This is a genomic window from Eubacterium sp. AF17-7 (assembly GCF_003461285.1).
Classification (GTDB): Bacteria; Bacillota; Clostridia; order Lachnospirales; family Lachnospiraceae; genus Eubacterium_U; species Eubacterium_U album.
In genome coordinates this window covers 26,841-49,589 of record NZ_QTWU01000005.1, presented here as the reverse complement: position 1 = coordinate 49,589, position 22,749 = coordinate 26,841, and the positions used below count along the sequence as shown (strand labels likewise).

Annotated in this window: 17 protein-coding genes; 6 read left to right on the top strand and 11 right to left on the bottom strand. The window is 33.8% G+C overall.

Annotated features, from left to right (window positions below; all coding sequences use genetic code 11):
• Window positions 1-12: 12 nt before the first annotated feature.
• A complete protein-coding gene (locus DWW96_RS06725; protein ID WP_117909885.1) occupies window positions 13-492 on the bottom strand; it encodes a PTS sugar transporter subunit IIB in 480 nt (159 codons plus the stop codon).
• Window positions 493-542: 50 nt separating this feature from the next.
• Window positions 543-1,367: a Cof-type HAD-IIB family hydrolase gene (locus DWW96_RS06720; protein WP_117909884.1), complete on the bottom strand. Its 825-nt coding sequence runs from the start codon at window positions 1,365-1,367 to the stop codon at window positions 543-545.
• Window positions 1,368-1,734: 367 nt separating this feature from the next.
• On the opposite strand from DWW96_RS06720, the gene DWW96_RS06715 reads away from it, so the two are divergent.
• From DWW96_RS06715 to dut, 5 genes are all read left to right on the top strand, one after another.
• Complete coding sequence (locus tag DWW96_RS06715; protein ID WP_117909883.1) at window positions 1,735-2,745, top strand: PucR family transcriptional regulator; 1,011 nt, start codon at window positions 1,735-1,737, stop codon at window positions 2,743-2,745.
• A gap of 190 nt (window positions 2,746-2,935) precedes the next feature.
• Window positions 2,936-3,421 (top strand): acyl-CoA thioesterase, encoded by a 486-nt coding sequence (locus tag DWW96_RS06710; RefSeq protein WP_022089248.1) that lies wholly within the window; start codon window positions 2,936-2,938, stop codon window positions 3,419-3,421.
• Between the two features lie 395 nt (window positions 3,422-3,816).
• Complete coding sequence (nrdD, locus tag DWW96_RS06705; RefSeq protein ID WP_022089062.1) at window positions 3,817-5,946, top strand: anaerobic ribonucleoside-triphosphate reductase; 2,130 nt, start codon at window positions 3,817-3,819, stop codon at window positions 5,944-5,946.
• 86 nt (window positions 5,947-6,032) lie between these two features.
• Complete coding sequence (gene nrdG / locus DWW96_RS06700; RefSeq protein ID WP_022089061.1) at window positions 6,033-6,575, top strand: anaerobic ribonucleoside-triphosphate reductase activating protein; 543 nt, start codon at window positions 6,033-6,035, stop codon at window positions 6,573-6,575.
• Window positions 6,576-6,599: 24 nt separating this feature from the next.
• Window positions 6,600-7,043 carry a dUTP diphosphatase gene (gene dut / locus DWW96_RS06695; RefSeq protein ID WP_022089060.1) on the top strand — a complete coding sequence of 148 codons (444 nt, stop codon included), beginning with the start codon at window positions 6,600-6,602 and terminating at the stop codon, window positions 7,041-7,043.
• 63 nt (window positions 7,044-7,106) lie between these two features.
• On the opposite strand, the gene spoIIP is transcribed toward dut, so the two are convergent.
• Both spoIIP and gpr read right to left on the bottom strand, forming a co-directional pair.
• Window positions 7,107-8,384 carry a stage II sporulation protein P gene (gene spoIIP / locus DWW96_RS06690; RefSeq protein WP_117909882.1) on the bottom strand — a complete coding sequence of 426 codons (1,278 nt, stop codon included), beginning with the start codon at window positions 8,382-8,384 and terminating at the stop codon, window positions 7,107-7,109.
• An 80-nt stretch (window positions 8,385-8,464) separates the two neighbouring features.
• The gene (gene gpr / locus DWW96_RS06685; protein WP_117909881.1) at window positions 8,465-9,394 is read right to left on the bottom strand and encodes a GPR endopeptidase; all 930 of its coding nucleotides are present in this window, start codon (window positions 9,392-9,394) and stop codon (window positions 8,465-8,467) included.
• Window positions 9,395-9,607: 213 nt separating this feature from the next.
• Here gpr and rpsT point away from each other — a divergent pair, with 213 nt between their 5' ends.
• On the top strand, window positions 9,608-9,871 hold the full coding sequence (gene rpsT / locus DWW96_RS06680; RefSeq protein ID WP_022089057.1) for a 30S ribosomal protein S20: 264 nt from the start codon (window positions 9,608-9,610) through the stop codon (window positions 9,869-9,871).
• 166 nt (window positions 9,872-10,037) lie between these two features.
• Here the strand turns inward: rpsT and DWW96_RS06675 are convergent, their stop codons facing one another.
• The 7 genes from DWW96_RS06675 to DWW96_RS06645 all read right to left on the bottom strand — a co-directional run bounded on the left by DWW96_RS06675 (window position 10,038) and on the right by DWW96_RS06645 (window position 22,605).
• Window positions 10,038-15,425: a discoidin domain-containing protein gene (locus DWW96_RS06675; protein ID WP_117909880.1), complete on the bottom strand. Its 5,388-nt coding sequence runs from the start codon at window positions 15,423-15,425 to the stop codon at window positions 10,038-10,040.
• Between the two features lie 96 nt (window positions 15,426-15,521).
• Window positions 15,522-16,247 carry a glucosamine-6-phosphate deaminase gene (gene nagB, locus DWW96_RS06670; RefSeq protein ID WP_117909879.1) on the bottom strand — a complete coding sequence of 242 codons (726 nt, stop codon included), beginning with the start codon at window positions 16,245-16,247 and terminating at the stop codon, window positions 15,522-15,524.
• Between the two features lie 7 nt (window positions 16,248-16,254).
• Window positions 16,255-17,124, bottom strand: coding sequence for an HAD family hydrolase (locus tag DWW96_RS06665; protein WP_117909878.1), 870 nt, complete (start codon window positions 17,122-17,124; stop codon window positions 16,255-16,257).
• The gene (locus DWW96_RS06660) at window positions 17,108-19,432 is read right to left on the bottom strand and encodes a glycosyl hydrolase family 65 protein (protein ID WP_117909877.1); all 2,325 of its coding nucleotides are present in this window, start codon (window positions 19,430-19,432) and stop codon (window positions 17,108-17,110) included. Before DWW96_RS06660 ends, DWW96_RS06665 begins: the two co-directional genes overlap by 17 nt.
• An 18-nt stretch (window positions 19,433-19,450) precedes the next feature.
• Window positions 19,451-20,323, bottom strand: coding sequence for a carbohydrate ABC transporter permease (locus tag DWW96_RS06655; RefSeq protein WP_117909876.1), 873 nt, complete (start codon window positions 20,321-20,323; stop codon window positions 19,451-19,453).
• A 1-nt stretch (window position 20,324) separates the two neighbouring features.
• Window positions 20,325-21,209 carry a sugar ABC transporter permease gene (locus DWW96_RS06650; RefSeq protein ID WP_117909875.1) on the bottom strand — a complete coding sequence of 295 codons (885 nt, stop codon included), beginning with the start codon at window positions 21,207-21,209 and terminating at the stop codon, window positions 20,325-20,327.
• 70 nt (window positions 21,210-21,279) lie between these two features.
• Complete coding sequence (locus DWW96_RS06645; RefSeq protein ID WP_117909874.1) at window positions 21,280-22,605, bottom strand: extracellular solute-binding protein; 1,326 nt, start codon at window positions 22,603-22,605, stop codon at window positions 21,280-21,282.
• Window positions 22,606-22,749: the final 144 nt, after the last annotated feature.

Sequence of the window (22,749 nt, the reverse complement as noted above, 5' to 3'; positions counted from 1 at the left end):
CTCCTACTTTCTTTATATTAATTTTTCCAACGGTTCAGGTTTATCATTTGGAACATACTGAACTAAAACTCTCGTGCCTTTTTCCATGATTTTTTTAAAGACAGATTCATCCTTTTTTTTCACATAAGCCCTTTTACTTACTTTTATACTTTCTGTATTTTCAGGCACTTCTGTTCCACCTAAAATTAGCGTTCCAATCTCATTTCCGTCCTCAATCAAATCTAAAATTATCTGCGGATCATTACATACAACAAAGACTTTCTGCCCATTGTATTTACCATTTTTAAAATTGGTATATGCAGTTTCTCTATTGATAATTGATAAAGAAACCCCCGACGGTTTTCCTATTCGCATTGCCTCCTTTAGCATTGGCGTATTAGCCGTTTTGTCATCAATTACCATAACTCTGTTTGCACCGGACTTTGGTGTCCACTGAGAAGCTACTATTCCATGTAACAATCTGTTGTCTAATCTTGCTAATGAAATTCCCATAATTTTCTCCTTTCCTGCTTTTAGTTTTTTTATTTTTAAATACATTCGTATCAACGAATTTCTCTATAAATATCCATAAGAAACTTTCCTACACCATCATTATTATTTTCTGTAATAACATACTTTGCACACTTTTTAACCTCATCTAAAGCATTTCCCATTGCCACTGGAATTCCTGCATAATTAAGCATTGATATGTCACTTTCGCTATCTCCAATTGCAACTACGCTTTTCCTATTAATTCCCAACTGTTCACATAACCACCCTAAAGCTATACCCTTACTAGTTTTTTTTGAACATGCTTCAACAGCCAATATGTTAGACTGCATAATTATTATTTTCTTATACTTATTCTTCAACCTCTTAATTTTTTTCACATCGCCAGGGCTGTTAAGTAATGTTCCTATTTTTTCAGGAATAATATTTTTCTCCATTATAATATCTATCAAACTTTCTTCATTCACACCTGATACTTCAAAAAATTCAGCAAACGTATTCAGTAAAAAATTTGTTATATTTTTTGTTGAATAATAAATTTTTTCGTTACTTACAAAATATGTAAATATTTGATATCTTTCCAATTCTTTTATTAAATCAATTGATTCAAATAAATCCATTGAAACTACTCTTAGATTTTTCTGTTTAACGCAATCTTTTATAATTCCACCATTCTCTCCAATAAAATATCTGATTCCAATTGGTTCAAGTTTCTTCTGAACAATATCATCATTTGACATCCTTCCGGATGTTGGCACAATGTATATACCTTTACTTATAATTTTCTCCATAACACGCATACTTTCAGGGGAAATCTTTTTGTTGTCATTTAATAGCGTGCCATCTAAATCTAATGCTATTAATTCTATTTTCTGCATGCAACCTCCTTATAATATGTTTTCACCTTCTTTTTAGTATATTCAAATATTAACACACAATTTCTGCATTTTATAGCATATAAAGCATAATATCATACTTTATTTTTGTGCTTACAGCACAATTTTATTGTGTTATAATGTATAATTATGAATACATTTTCGTGTATTAATCTGGCAAATCCGATTTTCTTCCCTAATGATTTAAAGGCAAAAAAGTCATAAAGTCTTTATCATAAAAAGAAATATATCTGATAATTAGGTTCTTTTATAACAATACCAAACTTAAAGACATATCATAAACTGCTATTTTATGCAGATTATGATATGTCACAAGCGCCTAATAAATACTTAAAAAGGAGATATTATCATGTCACTGACACTTGAATATTTTTATCAAAAAACAAGCACCAAATATAATTTAAAATTATTGACTACTTCTGTGAATCTTAATAAAGAAATAACTTGGGTATACCTTTTAGACGATATAAATAACAGTTCTTTTGTAAGAGGTGGAGAACTAATTATCACAACCGGTCTAACTACTAAATGCACTCAGAAACTAGACCATCTAATAAACGCGGCTTACATCAAAGGTTCCTGTGGTTTACTAATCAATACTGGTATGTATATTAAAGATGTTCCCTCTCGAATAATCGAATTTGGGGAAAAAAATAATTTTCCTATTTTTTCAATGCCATGGGACACTCATATAGCTGATATAATGCAGGAATATTGTAACGAAATTATTTCCGAGCAAAAAGTTGTTTTGCAAAAAAACAGTGTATTTCTAAGAAGTATTTTACGTTCTTCTTTAAAAGAAGATATACAGATTCTTAATCAATTCATAGGCTTTAGAGTTGTTGCCAGTAAAATACCTTTAACCATTCTACATTTTGCACAAATTGAACTTGATAATATTCATTATTATATTTGTTCCACTAATAGCATTATTTCTACCGATTGTAATATAGGCTTAAGTAATCATATTGAATCAATTGATTCAATGTACCAATACTATATGCAAGCCTATAAGGCTTTAAAAGTTTCATTTATAAAAGGACAAAATCTAATGCATTTTTCTGACATTGGACTTTACGACATATCTCTTTCTATTGATGACAAGTATGTTTGTGAATATGCCCATAAACTGCTTTCACCATTAAATGATAGTGAACTCTTAAATACTTTTCGTGTATATCTAGAATGTAATGGAAGCGTTAATTTAGTTGCTAATAAACTTTTTGTTCACAGAAATACAATTAATTATCGCATTCATCAGATAAAGGAGCAGTTATGCTTAGATTTAGACATACCTGAAAACAGATTAAAATATCTTCTTGCACTCTACATATGCGATTGTGATAATATTAACTTTTAATAATTATCTGCATAATTGAAATTTAACCTGAATTATTCGCAGAACAGACAGTATCTGAACTGACAATTGAACCATGAATATGAAAATTAATCCTTGCAGCCACTTTTACGGCATAGTCACGAATAATTCAGTATTAACAGTATTAACAATATTAATGATTAATTAACTATACAAAGGAGCGTGTTTATATATGAATAGAAAAAATATTAATGGAAAAACAGTTTCTTTTTCAAGGACTGAGCAGGTACATGTAATAAAGCCATGTGATTTAAATGGTGGCGGTCGTTTATTTGGTGGAGCATTACTTTCCATGCTTGATGAAATTGCCGGAATTGTTGCAAAGCGCCATTCCGGTTGCAATAATGTAACAACTGCTGCAATCGACCATTTAGACTTTAAAGATGGAGCCTATGTAAATGATTTGCTGGTAATTATCGGTTATGTAACATATACCGGAAACACTTCAATGGAAGTTCGCATAGATACTTATGTTGAAAATAATGAAGGAATGCGTCACCCTATTAACAGAGCTTTCTTTGTAATGGTTGCAATGGGCGCTAATAACAGACCAACAAAAGTTCCACCGCTTATCATTGAAAATGAATTTCAGCAGGCCGAGTGGGACTGTGCCCTTAAACGAAAAGAAAACCGAATCAAGATGAAGAATGATTTTTAATTTCATTCACATATGCAATATATTTTTCTCTTTAAATTTATAATTGCATTCAAATAAAATATATTTCACTTAATTAAATTAATTTATTTTTCACTTGACAATTTTTTATTTTCTGTTCCATCCCATTATTAAAGGCTCTCTTTTCTCAAACACTATATATTGTGTTTTTGTTTTTTAATTTTCGCAATATTTTGTAGACATTCGTTTAGCTTAGTGCTATAATCTAATGCATGCGAAAGAGTTAAACACCTTACTTGATTATCATAGTTTAACACATCGCTTTTTTATTGCCTAAAAACACAATGTATTTAATTGTGTTTAATATAGAACAGCATTATTATCGTATTTTTAATGCTGTATACATGATATATGAAAAGAAAGAAGGAACGAAAAAAATGATAAGTGTTATTAAACGTGACGGTCATAGAGCTACTTATGATCGTAACAAAATTGTATCAGCTATTCAGAAGGCGAACACAGAAGTCGACCAGGAAGAAAGAATTAGTGAGGAACAGATTTATAATATATTAGCTTCTATTGAAAACCGTGGTTTTGATGAGATGGCAGTTGAAGATATTCAGGATATTATTGAGCAGAAGCTTATGGCCGAGAAGAAATTTGTTCTTGCAAAAACATACATCATTTATCGTTATACAAGAGAACTTGTTAGAAAAGCCAATACTACTGATGATTCTATTCTTGCATTAATTGGTAATACTAATAAGGATGTTATGGAAGAGAATTCAAATAAGAATGCTGTAGTTGCATCAACTCAGCGTGACTTAATTGCCGGTGAAGTTTCAAGGGATTTAACAAGAAGAGTTTTACTTCCTGAAAAGATTTCTAAAGCTCACGATGAAGGAATTCTTCATTTCCATGATTCAGACTATTATTTGCAACCTATTTTTAACTGCTGCTTAATCAATATAGGAGATATGCTTGATAACGGAACTGTTATCAACGGAAAATTAATTGAAAGTCCTAAGAGTTTTCAGGTTGCATGTACTGTAATGACTCAGATTATTGCAAGCGTTGCAAGCAGTCAGTACGGTGGACAGTCTGTAGACATTAAGCATTTAGGAAAATATCTCCGTAAAAGCCGTGAAAAATATACAAGAAATTATCTTTCAAAATATGGAGATAAGGTTGACCCTGAGACATTAGAATCATTTGTAAATGACAGACTTTATGATGAATTAAAGTCAGGTGTTCAGACAATCCAGTATCAGATTAATACTTTAATGACAACTAACGGTCAGTCACCATTTGTTACTCTTTTCTTAAACATCGATGAAAATGATGAATATGTAGATGAAGTAGCAATGATTGTTGAAGAGATTTTAAGACAGCGTTATGAGGGAATTAAAAATGAACAGGGTGTTTACGTTACTCCTGCTTTCCCTAAACTTATATATGTTTTAGATGAACATAACTGCTTAAAGGGTGGCAAATACGACTACATTACTAAGATGGCTGTTAAATGTTCTTCTAAGAGAATGTATCCTGACTATATTTCAGCTAAGAAAATGCGTGAAAATTACGAAGGACAGGTATTCTCATGTATGGGTTGCCGTTCTTTCCTTTCTCCTTGGAAAGATGAAAATGGTAATTACAAATGGGAAGGTCGTTTCAACCAGGGTGTTGTAAGTATTAACCTTCCACAGATTGGTATTATTTCAGGACAGGATGAAGAAAAATTCTGGCCACTTCTTGAAGAGAGATTATCTCTTTGCTTTGAAGCACTTATGTGCAGACATCATGCATTAGAAGGTACACTTTCTAACGTCAGCCCAATTCATTGGCAGTATGGTGCTATTGCAAGACTTGGTAAAAATGAACCTATTGATAAATTATTACACGATGGTTATTCAACTATTTCTCTTGGTTACATTGGTTTATATGAAGTAACTAAATTAGTTAAAGGAGTTAGCCATACAGACCCTAAGGGACTTGATTTTGCATTGCGTGTTATGAAACGTTTAAGAGCTGCTTGTGATTCATGGAAAGAAAACACAGGTATTGCATTTGGTTTATACGGAACACCTGCTGAATCATTATGTTATAGATTTGCAAGAATTGATAAAGAAAAATTTGGCGATATCAAGGATGTTACAGATAAGGGTTATTATACTAATTCTTACCATGTTGATGTTCGTGAAAAGATTGATGCTTTCAGCAAATTTACTTTTGAAAGTCAGTTCCAGTCTATTTCTTCAGGTGGTGCTATTTCATATGTTGAAATACCTAACATGCGTAACAACCTTGAAGCTCTTGAAGAATTAGTTAAATTTATATACGATAACATACAGTACGCTGAATTTAACACTAAATCAGATTATTGTCATGTATGCGGATATGACGGAGAAATTATTATTAATGATGATGGCGAATGGGAATGCCCACAGTGTCACAACAAAGATCATTCTAAAATGAATGTAACAAGAAGAACTTGCGGTTATTTAGGTGAGAACTTCTGGAATGTTGGTAAGACAAAAGAAATTAAAGCACGAGTTTTACATTTATAGTAACATATATTTCCTACAGGGCCTTTGCAATTAATTTGGCGAAGGCCCATTTTAATGTATTATTTCAATAAATTTGGAGGTTGCTTATGAATTACGCAGATATTAAGCGTTATGATGTTGCTAACGGTCCCGGAGTAAGAGTTTCCGTGTTTGTTAGTGGCTGTACTCACAGATGTCCCGGTTGTTTTAACGAAGAAGCTTGGGACTTTAACTTTGGAAAACCTTTTACACAGGAAACAATTGATTATATAATAGATTTGCTTAAACCTGATTTCTACAAAGGTATTACGTTTCTTGGTGGTGAACCTTTAGAACACGTAAATCAGCAGGGGCTTCTTCCTCTTGCAAGAAAGATTCGTGAAGTATATCCTGAAAAATCAATTTGGTGTTTTACAGGATATGATTTTGAAAAAGATGTACTCGGTCGAATGATTAATGAATGGCCTGAAACTAAAGAACTTCTTTCTTACATAGATGTTTTAGTTGATGGTGAATTTATCGAAGCTCAAAAAGACTTATCTTTAGTATTTAAAGGTTCAGCTAATCAAAGACATATATTAGTTCAGGAATCAATGAAATCCGGCTCTCTTGTATTATGGGAAAAACCGGAATATATTACTAACTTTTAATATTCATTATGAAAGGATTTAACTATGACAGCAAATATTAATATTAAGAAACTTAAAGATTCAGCAGTCATTCCAACATACGGCTCTGAATGGGCTGCCGGAGCTGATTTGTATGCATGCCTTGATACACCGGCAACAATTCTTCCAGGAAATACTGTTTTCATTCCAACAGGTATCGCTCTTGAAATTCCTGTAGGTTATGCAGGACTTATTTATGCCCGCAGTGGTCTTTCCTGCAAACAAGGTTTGGCTCCTGCAAACAAAGTAGGTGTTATTGACGCTGACTATCGTGGTGAAATTATTGTTGCTCTTCATAATCATGGTGATTCTGCAAAAACTGTAGAACCCGGCGATAGAATTGCTCAAATGGTCATCACTCCATTTTTAACAGCTAACTTTATCGAAACAGATGAATTAAACGATACTGTTCGTGGTGAAGGTGGTTTTGGTTCCAGCGGAAAAAACTAAATAAAATAACGCTAAGTTATATGGCATCTTCAATTTTTATACAAAAATCGAAGATGCCATTCTTTATTCTCCCCGCATTACTTTATCTATCAGTACAGCAAGAGGTTCTGCTGCATTTACGGCCTCCTGATATGTATTTGTCTGAGCGCCAATTTCAATAAGCATACACTGTCTGCACACTCCAAGGTTATATTCATATGCATTAATGTAATTTCGTCGTGTAAAATCAGGATAATAAGCTTCCGCAGCTAATTTCATCTGGAGCGTAAGTGCTAGATTTTCAAATAAATAATCATTATGCAAATAGCTTATATCTCCACTTTCCTTAAATCTTGACATTCCATTTAAAAACATTATTTTAGCTGTTGGTTTTCCATTTATTTCTGTCACAAGATGGGTATTGTCATTTACGCCATCCCTATGTATATCCAACACCAAAGATATTGAAGGATTGTCTTTTAATATCTTTTTTACACCTTTTTCAGACTGGGTATAGGCTTCATTTCTATCAAGTACGCCATTTACAATATCATATGTTGTTTTATCGTGGATTACATTGTATCCAAATTGTTTTGATAATACTTTTTCCAATCTGTTTCCCACACCTATGATGGTTGTATTTTTATCCTCTGAATTACTATTTGAAAATGTCTCCATGGAATGTGTATGATAAATTAATATCTGAGGCTTTTTATTATTTCCTTTTATTTTAAATTTTTCGCTTAACGCCTTATCAAGTGGCATATCACTTTCTCTTATTGTAGTAGCTGCTGTAACAGTGTAAAATCTTTCAATGACTTTTTTAAACGAGCCTAAATTATCCTTTGTATATTTTGTGCCTGTCATTTTAGGTATTGGAACTAATTCTTTCTTCGCTTCTTCTACTTTTGTCTGTGGTTGTGTAGTTGTCTCTTCCACGGTTTCTAGTTGCGTCGTTTCCGGTTGTTCAGTTGCATTAACTTTATCATAAATTAACTGCACAACCTGTTTATATCCCGGGTCATTTGTATCATAAGAATATTCACTTCCATTTATATACTCTGTTACTACCGATTCTAAAATTTGTTTCTTCATTTCTTCTGACAAATCACCATGATTCTCCATATATATCATATACTGCGTTAATATGCTTGTATTTTCAATAATTTCTCCCACAAGAAAATTGGCTGTCTGCACGGCAGCCTCATTAATATTTTCTTTTGCTTTGTCTTTAACAAATGTATTAATGCATTTACTTGCTATATATATACTCAATACTATAATCAGTACTGACACAATTACCTGAAATGTCTTTTCTTTTACATTTAATCGCCATCCGTTTACATGTATTCCCTGCTGCACGCTATCACCTCAACATTTTATATTGATTAGCAGTATAATGGTAAAAACCTTTATCCCCACAATCATTATATGCAGCATGTTTATAATCTATTTATTGAATTTGCAATTATGGTACTTAGATTGTCTACAATTTCATCGACGTCTTTCGGCGTAACAAACATCTGTCCTATATCCTCTGTCATAATTTCTGCAAATAACTGATATTTTTCTTCAACAGTAAAATCCTCAAACACTTTTTGAAGACAGTTATTTTCCATATTCTGCGACAATAGATATATCAACTTATCCATCGTATCATTAACAATCGTAACACTATGCACAACCATAGGAACACCTATTGCTATTACTGTGCATCCAAGATTTTCCCTATTTAACCCCTCTCTATTATTTCCTATTCCTGAACCCGGTATAATTCCTGTGTCAGTAAGCTGAATTGTAGTTGTAACACGTGAAATATTTCTTGCCGCAAGTGAATCAATCGCTATTATCAAATCAGGCTTCATTTCATCTACTATACCCTTTACTATTGAGAATGTTTCCATTCCTGTCTGTGCAAGGACTCCCGGTGAAATACAATATATGTTTTTTCTTATTTGAACTAATGAGGCAGTTCTTGGTCCTATTGCATCAGGTGTAGCCTGAGCATTTCCTAATCCTACTATTAAAATAGCTTCAGGTCTTTTGTCTTTTCCGATATTTGCGTTAATTAAATGTCCTATATTTTTCAATAATTCGTCTGAAATTTTTTTCTGGTTATATTTATCATCTTCTTTGGCATACTTTGTTTCTATAGTAATATAATGCCCTTTTGGCTTTCCCATGACTTTAGCACCTTTTTCAGTTTTAATATTTACGAGAGTTGTTGTCATTTTAAGTTCATCATTATACTTTTTCTTTAACTCAACTCCATCTATCTCAACATTATCTTTAAATTTTTCACGTTCTTCTAAAGCTAAATCTGTATATATATCCACTCTATCTTCTCTATTTTTAAATCCTTTAAACTTCATATTATTCACCTTCACATTTTTTATTTATTTTGTGCAAATAATTGTAATTTATTATTCAAAAATATATTGACATTACATGCTCAATATCATAGAATACTAGTTGATGTCTGTGTCATACGTCCGCAAATCCAATGGCACAGATGGTGAAACTATTTAATTCCTAATCTCTCTCAAGGGAATTAAGAAACTTATTATTTCACGGAGGTGGACACGATGGCTAACATTAAGTCAGCAAAGAAAAGAATTCTTGTTAATCAGACAAGATATGAAAGAAACAAATCAGTTAAATCTGCAATCAAGACAGCTACTAAGAAAGTAGAAGCTGCTGTAGCTAACAAAGACAAAGAAACAGCTCAGGCAGAATTAATTAAGGCAATCAAGCTTATTGAAACAGCTGGTTCAAAGGGAGTATTCCACAAGAACAACGTTGCTAGAAAAGTTTCAAGATTAACAAAAGCAGTTAACTCAATTGCTTAATTATTAATAAAAAGAAGCTGTGGCTCTATTTATTAGAGTTACAGCTTCTTTTTTAATTCATACTTTTTTTACTTTCTTATACAACAAAGCTGCCTCTTTAATGAGACAGCTCTGTATTTATTAATATTTTTTAATTAACTATTATCAGGTTTTGTAATTATTAGTTCTATTTACTTCTAATTTTTCTAACCTTACTGTATTTTCCGTATACTTTCTTTCCGTTTACAATTACATATGCACGTACTTTTATATAGTATACTTTGTTACTCTTAATCTTTGTAAGAACTTTCTTAGTCTTGTTATTCTTCTTTACGTTAACTTTTGAAGCTTTCTTAAATTTCTTATTTGTTGCGTAACTAATTTCATAACCTTTTGCTTTCTTGTTCTTCTTCCATGTTACAGTAACTTTTGTCTTCTTAGCAGAAATTTTAACTTTCTTAACTTTTGCAGGTGATTTTACAGATGAACCATCAGTTAATGTTCCTGTTGTTACTTCCTGGTTTGATGAACCTGTTGTAGTAACATCCGGTTTCTTAGTAGTTGTTTCTTCTGTCTTTTTAGTTGTAGTTTCTTCTACCTTAGTTATTGTAGATTCTTCTACGTTACCTGTAGTTGTTTCTTCTACATCACCTGTAGTTGTTTCTTCTACATCACCTGTAGTTGTTTCTTCCGGTGTTGTTGTTTCTTCTTCTTTTGCCTTTGAGCCTAAAACTTCTATTTCTGCAAGACCAACTGCTGTTGTTGAATCTGAAACTTTATCTACAACAAATTTAATATTTTTAACAACTTTTTCTTCACCTAAATTGATAATCTTAACAGAACCATCATTTGGAAGTTCTCCAACTTCAATTCTTGTTCCATCATCTAATTCTAAATGTGATGCTGTTATCTGATCATCTGTGTTTGGTCTGTCATAAAGTTTAATTGTTGAAACTTTGTACTCTTCATTGAAAGCAAGATTTAACCAAGCTCCTGCTCCTTCGTTCTTTGTTACCCATTCAGCCCATGGGAATCTTGTATGAAGATTTGCAAGTCCTGTTGCATAACCATCTGCAATACCATCAACTGCCTTAACTGCACTCTGGTCATCCCATCTGCTGTCACTACTGTTTTCACTTGATGCAGTAATGTCTGCAAATAATCCAATACTATTTGTTTCATGTTTATAGAATACTTCGTTAACCTTTGAGAATGAAGCAATCCAGTTGTAGTATTCTGTTGTATACTCACGAAGTGCCTTATCCTTTAAGTTATACTTAAATGGTCCCTGACGCATGCTGTATGGAGTTAATACGTTTTCTCTTTCGCTCCAGTTAAGCATTGTCTTTTCTTCAAGACCATCAAGGTGCTGCCAAGCTCCTAAATATGTGTTAAGTTCTTTGCCCCAACCGTAGTTACCCTGATCTTTAGGATATACTTCATCAGTCATATGGCTATGGATAATAGCTTCGTGAACTGTTGGCTGGAATTTATCGTTTTCCTTCTGGATATTCTTAATAGCTTCATTACCGAATAATCCAAAGTATGCATGGTCATAATGCATATCGTATCTTGATGTCATATAAACATCTGTTGGGTTAACACTCTTCATTACACTTTCAAGGTCTGCTAAGAAGTTAGCACGTGTGTATGAAGCATGTTCTCCTGTCATAAGATAATGATAATCATTTCTTACACTTTCATCACCATATGTTTTTGTTACACCATTTCTTGAAGATATAACTTTATTATCATCTGCAATGAAAATATTATATACAAAACTGTCTGTAAATGCTGTTGTGTACTGTCCAACACCCATACCACCGTTATCTGCATAGCCTAAGAAGTACAAGTGATCTGTTGGTACACCGATTGTATTTAATGCATTTACTGTATCTCTGATTCTTAATTTACCATGGTCTACACCACTGTAATCTCCGTTTGTTGCATATACAACGTAAACTTCGTCGCCATTTGCAACAGCTCTGTTCATAACACCACCTGCCATTAACATTTCATCATCTTCGTGAGGTGCCATTACTAAGATTCTCTTATGATGTTTAACTTTTGCGTCAACACCGTCAAAGTGTACTTCTGAAACTTTTGCAGTCATACCCTTTTCGAACTGGAACTTAATTCCTGTAATTTCGTCTTTTGATGCTGATACAACTTTTCCTGAATCTTTTGAATCACATGAACCTGCTTCAACCCATCCTTCAGATGTGTTAACCAATACTTTGTATGGTGCAGCTTCGCCTTCAAAATCAACGCTGAAGTTTTCAATATTGTATTCTCTGTCTAAACCGATTGTTAATGATGGATTTTCATCATCAGCATCAGGTGTCCATGTTGTGTTTGCATCTCTATCTGTAACATTTTCTCCATCCTTAGATGATGAAACTGTTACCGGCTGGCTGTATGCCAAGTCAATATCAATGTTCTGTCCTTTTTCAGTAAGAACAATCTTGTTTTCTTCTTCAGGATTGATTACTTCTTCACCTAAAACTTTTACTTCACCAATTGCAGGCCAAACTGCTACTCTTGACTCTTTGTGAAGTGGTAACTGTGTTAATGTTACACGAACATATTGGTATTTGTTATTTGCATATTCTGCTGCAATCTTACCATACTGTTCCTTTGAGAAATCAGTGTTAGCTGTATTATCCCATAACATATCCCAGCTACTCTTATCATTTGAACCTTCTACCTTATACTGCCATGCCTGACCGTAAGCCGGTGTTGTTGCCGCCTGAGCATCTTCAAGTGTAGGAAGTACTTCATGTTCAAATACTAAGTCAAATGCCTGAATCTGCTGAGCCTTACCAAGGTCAACCATCCACCAAGCACCTTCTTTTTCTGAATCTCCGTCGCCTACCCAAAGTGTTCCGTCGTTTCCGTCAATTGCATTTGCAGGATCTCTACTTACTGTTGAAGCTGTTGCTTCTCCATCAAGTGCAAAGTTAGTAAGTTCTTTTGGTCTGTATACGTTAAACTCTGCTACTGCAGGCCATGCATCTTCAATAGTATCTCCAAATGTAAATCTAACATATGAGTATTTCTTTTCTGTTATAGATTCATCTAAAGTTACTTTCTGTGTAGATGCAACTTCTTCATTTGCTGTCTGATCCCAGATAACATCCCAGTTAGTCTTGTCTGTTGAAGCTTCTACTTTATATTTCCATGCTGATTTAGCTTTATCACCACCGAAAGTAACATCTAATTTTTCGATATTATAACTTCCGTCTAAATCTACAACAAAGTTTGCTCTGTCTTCTGTAACTGTATCACCCTGATTTGACCAACCATTTGAAATCCACATTGTTGTTTCATCACCATCCACAATGTTTGATCCTACGCATCCAGGATCCCAATCACTCTGAGATGATGTAGTTACAGTCTTATCAAGTGAAATATTAGTTTCTGTATCTGAAATTCTTTTCTTCTTTGATAAAACAATGTTATCAAACTTAACCTGATCTACACCATTATCTGACTTAATCACGATGTATGTTGCAGGAACCTGTTTCTTAAAGTTAGTTGTAAATGTCTGCTTCTTGCCTGTTACCGTAAATGTCTCGCTTTCTTCTCCTGCTTCAACCTTTACAGTAGCTGTTCCTTTAGCACAATATGCTTCAAAACTTGTTAAAGCATACTTGTCAGGAATAGCTATTTTGTTAGCCTGTTCTTCATTAGTATATGAAGTAGCCCATAATTTACCGTCTGTTACGTTCCAACCACGGTTACCGAAGTCACAGTTAGAATATACACCTGTTAATGCTCCGTTATTGCAATCATCAAAATCTAATAAAATCTTTCCTTCACCAAGGTCTTCTTTAATACCACTGTTGTAGCTGTTATCAGCACCAATGTTTGGCTTAACAAATGATTTTACTTCGTTTCCGTAGAAATCCTGTCCGCCATTGTCGATAACTGAAATACCCTGGTCAATAACTGTTGCTCCATCTTTAAGTTTGTATCCGTCAACAGTACCATAAGTAATCTTAAATTCGCCGTTAACGTCTTCAACTGTTGCGCTTGTTCCTTCTTCTAACTTAACATAGTCGCTCTTAACTGCTACCCTGGCATTTTCATCGTCAGCTCTTCTATTGTTAAGATTTGCTCCACCGTAAGCATTGTTATTTACAACACCCATATAACGTGAATCCCAAGCCTGTGCCTTATTTACTCCGTTGTCATCTATCTTTTGAGCTTCTGTTATAATGACATTATTTCTAATTTTAAATCTATCAGTAGAAGTTACTGCTGTTGTATCATCCCAGCTACGTGTAATAGATCCATCATGGTCTGCATCCATATAAATCAAGTTGTTATATGCATCCAAGCTTCCATTACCGCCCTGACATAATGTTAATACAGCACCACCGCCATAACGGTTTGTACCATATCCATCATTAACACTGATGTTATATCTGTAGTATGTCTGATATGATGTTCCTAATGCACATTCAAAGAATGAACCTGATGGATTGTCATGTGTATAGTTGTACTGAACATAATTTAAGTCTGCATAAACGTCAGCGTCAAATGCCTGTGAATCTTCCTTATCACCGGAAGCTCCTGAACCAAACACTTCGTTGTACTGGCAGATTGTTTTCTGACCATGTTCCCACCAAATAGGAACGTTTCCGTTAGGACCACTGTTACATCCATTTGCAACATTATATTCAATAAGTGCATTTTCATAATCTGATGGACAAATAGCTGCGTTACCTACGTTTTCGCAGTAATTGCTACGAATTACAAGATTTTTACTTCTATATGTTCCACCGCCACCTTCAGTAATTCCACTTTCATCAGGGAATGTTGAGCTTCCCCATGTTGAAATAAAGTTAATACCGTAATGGTTTACATTTTTTACATAGTTTCCTTCTACAGTAATGTCTTCCCAATTAGTAGCTTTCTTGTTACCACGGATAGCATATACAATACCACCACGACCGATACCTGCCTGCTGACCGATTGGAATAGAAATTACGTCATGAACGTATGTATTCTTTACATTAATTTCATGAAGTGTTCCTGCATCCTGTCCCATAATCAAGATACCATATTTCTTAATATGATCATCTTTAGTTTTTGTATGGTTTGTTACTTCAATAGATGTGATTTCCCAGTATTCCTGATTATAGAAATATACTGCTGTGTTAAATACACGATTCTCTAAATCATCACCTTTGTCTCCACACCAGCTATCACCATTGATAACAGGTCTGCCGTCTTTAACGTCACCATATGCGTCAATTGTAATAGGGTTTCCTTTTTCACCTGAACCCTTTGGACTTAAAAGACCGCTCCATGAGCAACCTCTTTTAAATCTAAGCTTATCACCCGGCTTGAAAGTAGTTGCATTAACTTTTTCAAGTGACTTCCAGGCTTTTGTTTCACTAGTACCGTCATTATCGTCATTTCCATTTTCGGAATCAACATAATAACTTACACCTGTTGCCTTTGCACTATTTTCTGTATCTGCTGCCGCAAATGTCACATTGCCCATAACTGTTGTAACAACTAAAGCAAGTGAAAGAAAAAGTGCCAACAAACGATTTCTCTTCATATCTTTTCTCCTTTGTTTATAACATTTTCCCACAACAAAAGTTGCAGGTGTTCCACGTTGTTAAATAAAAATCCGTTCACTATATGCGCGGACAAATTATAAATACTTTGCAGCATCCTTATCTACAATTACCGTAAGATTGTTATGTAACTGTAAAATAGATGCCGGAATTTTTGGAGTTACAGGTCCAAAGAATGCATCTTTTACAATCTGTGCTTTCTTTTCGCCATTTGCAATCAGTAAAATTCGTTTAGATTGCATTATTGATTTAATACCCATAGAAAAAGCTTTTTCAGGAACTTTTTCTCCTTCATGGAATAGTCTTGAGTTTGCATCGATTGTACTTTGTGTAAGTTCAACACAATGTGTTGTCTTTTCAAATGATTCGCCCGGTTCATTAAATCCGATATGACCATTTAATCCGATTCCCAATAACTGCATATCGATTCCGCCTACACTCTTTATGACATTCTCGTATCTTTCGCATTCAGCATCATCATCTATTGCCATTCCATTTGGTAAATGAGTATTTTCTTTTTTGATATTAATTCTGTCAAACAAATATTTGTTCATAAAATATCTGTAGCTCTGTTCATGTTCTGCAGGTAATCCTTTATATTCATCAAGATTAACTGTTCTTGCTTCTGAGAAATCAATATCTCCTTTTTCATACCAGTCAACTAACTGATTATATGTTCCAATAGGTGTCTCGCCTGTTGCCAGTCCAATTACAGCATTAGACTTCATTATTATCTGTGCAGATAAATAATTTGCAGCCTTTCTGCTCATGTCATTATAATCTTTAGCTATAATAATCTTCATTGTGAAATTACCTCTTTCCCTGTTCTATTAAAAAATTAACAAATGTGCTAACTCCACCACCAAGTACTTCTACATTTTCAGGTCTGCTTCCTTCAAGTGAAGATACATCGTAGAAATCACCATTTTTTGTTTTTTCTGTCTTCATAAAGCTATCACTTCCAAATAGTCCGTCTTCAATTCCCACATACTCATCACCCCAGTATGAACATTCCTCAGCTTTAATTCCTTCTGACTCAAATTTACTTAAAATAGTATTAACATTGTCGCTCTTACATGAAATTCCTACTTCTAAATATTTTGCATCACATGTTGCTGAAACCTTTGTTCCAAATCTTTTTCCAATTTCTTCTGAAATTGAAACCATCTGCTTTAAGCCACCATTTATTCCATGCTCACTTAAGATATTCTTTACTCTTGACATTTCATCTTCCTGCATAAACAATTGGTCTCCACGTTCGTCATTAACCATTAAATCTATTTTGCAGTAATTAGGTCTTGAGAAAACAATATCTGTTTCTAAGTTATATTTTTCTAATAACTCTCTGTGAACCTGATAACAAATATCATGAATAGTAAGTAAGCCATTTTTATCCGGGATGCAGTCGGCAAACACTACCGGTTTGCCGTCAACCATTTCATAGTTATATGCACCTCGTCCAAGTCCTAAGTAAAGATTTGAAGCTTCTTCTTTTGTAAAATGTTCATGAAGTTTTCCCTTTGCAATCTTGTCATAAGTTGTTCCACTTACAATAACAAGCTTTACTCCCTGCTGTAGCAACGGTTTCATCGCTGCTACAACTTCTTCTACAGGGGCCTGTCTTGACATAACTGCTGTTCCATCCCAGTCAAAAAATATTGCTTTATATTTCTTGGACATATTTATCTCCTTCCTTACTTAGAACTATCTTTTCTCCTAAACTTTCATATGAAAGTTCGCAATCATTAAGAAGTGTATATTCTACCTCTCTTTCAGCAACCTTTATATTAAGATTACTTCCTTTGTACTGAAGGCAGAATTCATATGACTTCCACTGACTTGGTAACTTAGGATTAATCTGAAGATATCCTGCATTTGATCTTACTCCTGCAAATCCAAATACAATTCCCTGCCATGTTCCTGCCATATTTGCTGCATGAATACCTGCATAAAAATTGTTGTGAATATCATCTAAATCCATACGCGCTGACTGTGAGAAATATTTATAAGCTTCATCATCATATCCAATCTGGCTTGCTAAGATTCCAAAAATACATGTTGATAAAGATGAATGATGAAGTGTTACTGTCTGATAAAAATCATAATTTCTCTTTAATTCTTCATTTGTAAAATAATTGCTATGAAGTAACATTCCTAAAATTGCATCAGCCTGTTTTGCCATCTTCTGTCTATAAACAAACAATGGATGATAATTTTCATAAAGCAAATGTCTCTTTTCTTCAGGAATCTTTGACTCATCCCAAGGTTTTCTCATTAAAAATCCATCATCCTGAGGATAAATCTGCATTTTTTCATCATATGGGAAATACATATTTTCAATGATTCTATCCCAGTAATCAATTTCTTCTTCCTTAAAATCTATCTTTTTAACTAATGCATCATAAGCATCTTTATCAATTTCTTTCATTTTTTCAAGTGCCCATTTAGCATCTCTTATATTTTCCCTTGCCATAAGGTTTGTATAGAAATTGTTATCAACTATAGCATTATATTCATCTGGTCCTGTTACTGCACAAATGCAATACTTGTTATCCTTACATTCTGCAAAGCATCCTACATCAGCCCAAACTCTTGCTGTTTCAACAAGAACTTCTGCTGCTTCATCTACTAAGAACTCATCATCTCCTGTAATATCAAGATAAAGTTTAAAAGCGTAAGCTATGTCTGCATTAACATGATACTGTGCCGTTCCAAGTGGGAAGTAAGTAGAAGCTTCTTCTCCATTTATTGTTCTCCATGGATATAACGCACCTTTTTCATGACCAAGTATTTTTGCGCGGTCTCTTGCCTGATTCAATGTGTCATATCTGTAATTGAGCAGCTGTTTTGCTAACTCTGATTCTGTATAAATGAACACCGGAAGCACATACATTTCTGTATCCCAGAAATAATGTCCCTCATAGCCTTCACCACTAAGTCCCTTTGCTCCCATGCCTGTTCTGCCATCACGACCTGCAGACTGCATTATGTGAAACAAATTGAATCTTATTCCCTGCTGAAGTGCCTCATCACCTTCAACCTTTATATCCGCTTTACTCCAAAATTCGTCCATATGTTTCTTCTGAAGTTTCTCCATTTCATCATATCCAAGATCCATTGCCTTCTTAAGCTCATCCTTAATGAAGTCAATCATCTTGTCTTCTGCGATATCAAAATCACAAGTATATCCAATCATTTTTTCAAATACATATGTTTTACCTTCCTCCACTGATAATTCATATGTAAGTGATGCGTCCTCTTCTAAAACTTCGCTGTTTTTTATTACACCTTCACATTTTGTAAGACTACCGCATGCCATTGACAATCCACTGTGAATTACTTTTCCTTTATGAAGTAAATAATTATCTTCTGCTTTTAACTCTTTAACTGCTAAATGCTTTCCATATGGACCATAGTCAATTAATGGATTTGTTTTTCTTGTATGGTTTTCTACTCCTGCTTCTAAATATGTAGTAAGTTCTATTTTTCCACTAAAATTAACAGGAGTTAATTTTATCTGAATCGCCATAATGTTCTTCTTTTCTAAATAAACAAGTCTTCTAAATTCAGCTACAACTTTTTTACCATTAGGTGATTTCCATGTAACATTTCTTACTACAACTCCATCTTTCATTAAAAGCTTACGATTGTAATTAATTATTTCACCCTGATTTAAATCAAACACATCTCCATCAATAACAATCTTTGTTTTCTTAAGATTTGGCAAATTCAATAATGACTGACTTTTTTCAGGAAATCCGAAATTCCATTCGCCATACATAATATGTTCGCTCTCGTAAAATCCGTTAATGAAATTTCCTTCAAGACCTTCATCTACCGTAAATGGATATCCCTCATCAAAGGTTCCTCTTGTTCCTATATATCCATTAGAAAGAGCAAATGTAGTCTCATTTCTATAGTTCCACTCTTTTAAGAATTTTTCTTCTGTAATTACCCATTCTTCGATAGGATATGTATTTGCACCCATGCTGCAATCTCCTTTCTCTTATCCTTTTACTGCTCCTGCTGTCAAACTTTCCATTACCTGTTTCTGTAATATGATAAAGAATATAATTGTTGGTAATACCGTAATTACTACTGCCGCAAAAAGTGCAGAATAGTTATTTGCAAATGTTCCTAAATAATAGTTAAGTGCTATAGGTACTGTTCTTGCCGTATCCCCACTTGTAAGCATTAATGCGAAGTAGAATTCATTCCATGTATTGATAAACTGTAACATTGCGATTGTTGCAAGTCCCGGTTTAGCTAATGGTAAAACTACCTTTGTAAATGTCTGAATAAATGTAGCTCCATCAATATACGCTGATTCTTCTAATGCTAAAGGTATTGTTTTGTAATAACTTGTCATAACGAAGAATGACATTGGAATACCCATAGCTGCATAAACAATAATTAATCCAAGCTTTGTATCATACAATCCGACTGTCTTAAAGATTGAGAACAATGGCTGTGAAATTGCCTGTGCAGGAAGCATTAATGATGCTGAAATCATAAGAACCAAAATTGTTTTTAATTTAAAATTATATCTTGCTGTTACATATGCACACATTGCAACTACGCATAATGTAACTAATACGCTGACACCTACTACAATTACACTGTTTAAGAAATATTTCTGAATAGGTGCATATTTAAATGCATCTGCATAGTTTTTAAAATTAAAGCTCTTTGGCAATGACAATGCTGATGCATTGATTTCTGCATAAGTTTTAAATGAACTTAATGCTGCCCAAATAATAGGTCCAATTGAAATAGCTACTATTATTAATAAGAAAATATATTTCGCAATGCCTGCGATTACTCTAATAGCAAGAGGCTGTTTTTTTAAAGTTCTTGGTACGTTAATTGTTTCTGACATTTTATACCTCCTCTATTTCTTTCTTCTGATTAAACAATCTCTGAATTAATATAACTAATACAAGTCCTAAGATAATCTGAATTACACCTACTGCATTAGCTTTACCATAGTTATTTTCAAGTGTTATGATTTTATATAAATACATTGGAAGATTAAGAGTTGAGTTTCCAGGGCCTCCTCGTGTTGTCATGTAAATGATATCGAACTGAGAAACCATTGCTACTGATGCTAAAATTACACATGTTCCAAATGCATTTTTCATCATTGGAATTGTAATGTATCTGTCAGCCTGTCCTGCTGTAGCTCCATCAACCTGAGCTGCTTCATATATTTCAGGGCTTATAGCTCCCATTTCACCTAAGAATATAAGCATATTAAATCCTGAGTAGAAAACCCATGTAGCTGTTACTGTCCAGAAAGCATATTTTGAATTTCCGAAAAGGTTAACAACCTGCATAGTATCAATACCTAATTTTTCATATAACATTTTTACTACACCGAATGTAGGGTTTAAAAGCAATGAGTACATAACTGCTGTTGCTGCTGTTGGAATAATGTTAGGAATTACATATGCAACTCTTGCAAATTTCCATCCCTTTGGCTTTCTTCTTAAAATAAGAGCCATTATAAATCCCATAAGCACATGTAATGTTGACTGAATTACTACCCATTTTAATGTATTTATGATAGATACTCTAAAATCCGGGTCTGCAAATATTGTCTTGAAATTATCTAATCCTAAAAATGTTGGCGACTGAGTCAATGTATAATTACAAAACGAAGTTGCCATAACCATTATGAATGGAATAGCATACACTATGCAAAATAGGATTACACAAGGCAATGCAAATAAAAATATCCATCCTCTCTTGTTTTTTGTAGACATATTTTATACTTCCTTTCAAAAAAATAGTGTTGCACTAACTTTTATTAGTGCAACACTTGATTGTTAAGAATTAATCATTTTTCTGCGCTGCATCTGTAAGCTTCTTACAAAATCCTTTTGCATCTAAGCTGCCACTTGCAAGTTCAGGTAACTGATTTGAAAATTCATCGATTACATTCTGATACCAGTAAGCCTGATTCTGACCATATGTATATGTTGCTTTTGACTGAATATCTAATACTTCTGCCATTAACGGATCAGATTCCTTTAAGCTTTCAGGTACTTCAATGTTACTTGATACAGGCTGTAATCCTGCCATTTCCAATGCCTTTAACTGATTTTCAGCTGTTGTCTCAAACTTAAGGAATGCTACTGCTGCTTTAATCTTTTCAGGGTCTTTTGCACCTACCATGTCACCAGGTGTTGGAACACTTTCCATTCCGTTTCCTGGAAGAAGCATGATACCAACTTTGTCATAGAATCCTTCAGGTGCTTTGTCTTCGCTCTTGAAATCAGGAATCATCCATGGTCCGTTAGGAAGCATTGCTACTTCACCGTTAAAGAAGTGAGTTGCCATTGTGTCATATTTTCCGCCTAAAGCATCTGCTGTTGTGTAGTTCTTTAACATCTTCTGAAGTTCTGCTGTTGCTTTTTCAACTACAGGTACATTGTAATCTGTTGGATACTGAGTATTCATAAATGTGTTTCCTTCATCTCCTGCAGTTCCGATTAAAGCACTGTACCAAAGATTTGATAACCAACCTAAGTCTGCACTATCCATACTTACAGGTGTGATACCTTTTGATTTTAATGTGTCACAAGCTTCATAGAATTCATCCCATGTGCTATAAGCTACATCAGGAGCTTCGATTCCTGCTTTTTTGAATAAATCTTTGTTATAGTAGATATATGAAATTTCCTTTGATACAGGAATTCCGTATACCTTACCTTCATATGAGTTGAATTCAAGATCCTGTTCACTAAACATTGCTTTCCATTCCGGATCATCATCTAAATATGATGTTATATCCTGAACCTTTCCTGATTCAGCAGCTAAAGCCGTAATGTTGTTACCACCGTTTAATACGATGTCAGGAAGATCACCACTTGAGATTAATAATTTAATCTTCTGGTTGTAAGAATCTGTTGTAGGAATTTCTTCAAATTTAAATTCTACGTTCTTACCTTCTTCTGTCTTCTGGAATGCATCAAATAAATATTCATAATAATCTGCTGCATAATCAGTACCTACATGGTAGTTAATTACATTCAATACTACCTTTCCATCATCGCTCTTTGTGTCGTTCTTGCTTGACTTTCCGTCTGAGCCACAGCCTGTCATAAGACCAGCTACCATTGTCAAGCACATGAGTGCACATAACATTTTCTTTCTCATATCTTAACTTCCTCCTTAAAGTTGTTTTGTTTATGTTCACATTATATTGTTTTATTGCAAATATCTGAATAGAATATTTTTACATAAACTTGTGTTTTTTTTACATTATATATAGTAAAAAATCACATACTACCGTGTTGTTTA

Coding starts and splice junctions, on each gene's coding strand:
- DWW96_RS06660 (WP_117909877.1), bottom strand. CDS start 19,432: ATGGGTGCAAATACATATCCTATCGAAGAATGGGTAATTACAGAAGAA.
- DWW96_RS06650 (WP_117909875.1), bottom strand. CDS start 21,209: ATGTCTACAAAAAACAAGAGAGGATGGATATTTTTATTTGCATTGCCT.
- nagB (WP_117909879.1), bottom strand. CDS start 16,247: ATGAAGATTATTATAGCTAAAGATTATAATGACATGAGCAGAAAGGCT.
- DWW96_RS06665 (WP_117909878.1), bottom strand. CDS start 17,124: ATGTCCAAGAAATATAAAGCAATATTTTTTGACTGGGATGGAACAGCA.
- DWW96_RS06725 (WP_117909885.1), bottom strand. CDS start 492: ATGGGAATTTCATTAGCAAGATTAGACAACAGATTGTTACATGGAATA.
- nrdG (WP_022089061.1), top strand. CDS start 6,033: ATGAATTACGCAGATATTAAGCGTTATGATGTTGCTAACGGTCCCGGA.
- dut (WP_022089060.1), top strand. CDS start 6,600: ATGACAGCAAATATTAATATTAAGAAACTTAAAGATTCAGCAGTCATT.
- DWW96_RS06645 (WP_117909874.1), bottom strand. CDS start 22,605: ATGAGAAAGAAAATGTTATGTGCACTCATGTGCTTGACAATGGTAGCT.
- DWW96_RS06715 (WP_117909883.1), top strand. CDS start 1,735: ATGTCACTGACACTTGAATATTTTTATCAAAAAACAAGCACCAAATAT.
- DWW96_RS06720 (WP_117909884.1), bottom strand. CDS start 1,367: ATGCAGAAAATAGAATTAATAGCATTAGATTTAGATGGCACGCTATTA.
- nrdD (WP_022089062.1), top strand. CDS start 3,817: ATGATAAGTGTTATTAAACGTGACGGTCATAGAGCTACTTATGATCGT.
- DWW96_RS06710 (WP_022089248.1), top strand. CDS start 2,936: ATGAATAGAAAAAATATTAATGGAAAAACAGTTTCTTTTTCAAGGACT.
- rpsT (WP_022089057.1), top strand. CDS start 9,608: ATGGCTAACATTAAGTCAGCAAAGAAAAGAATTCTTGTTAATCAGACA.
- DWW96_RS06675 (WP_117909880.1), bottom strand. CDS start 15,425: ATGAAGAGAAATCGTTTGTTGGCACTTTTTCTTTCACTTGCTTTAGTT.
- gpr (WP_117909881.1), bottom strand. CDS start 9,394: ATGAAGTTTAAAGGATTTAAAAATAGAGAAGATAGAGTGGATATATAT.
- DWW96_RS06655 (WP_117909876.1), bottom strand. CDS start 20,323: ATGTCAGAAACAATTAACGTACCAAGAACTTTAAAAAAACAGCCTCTT.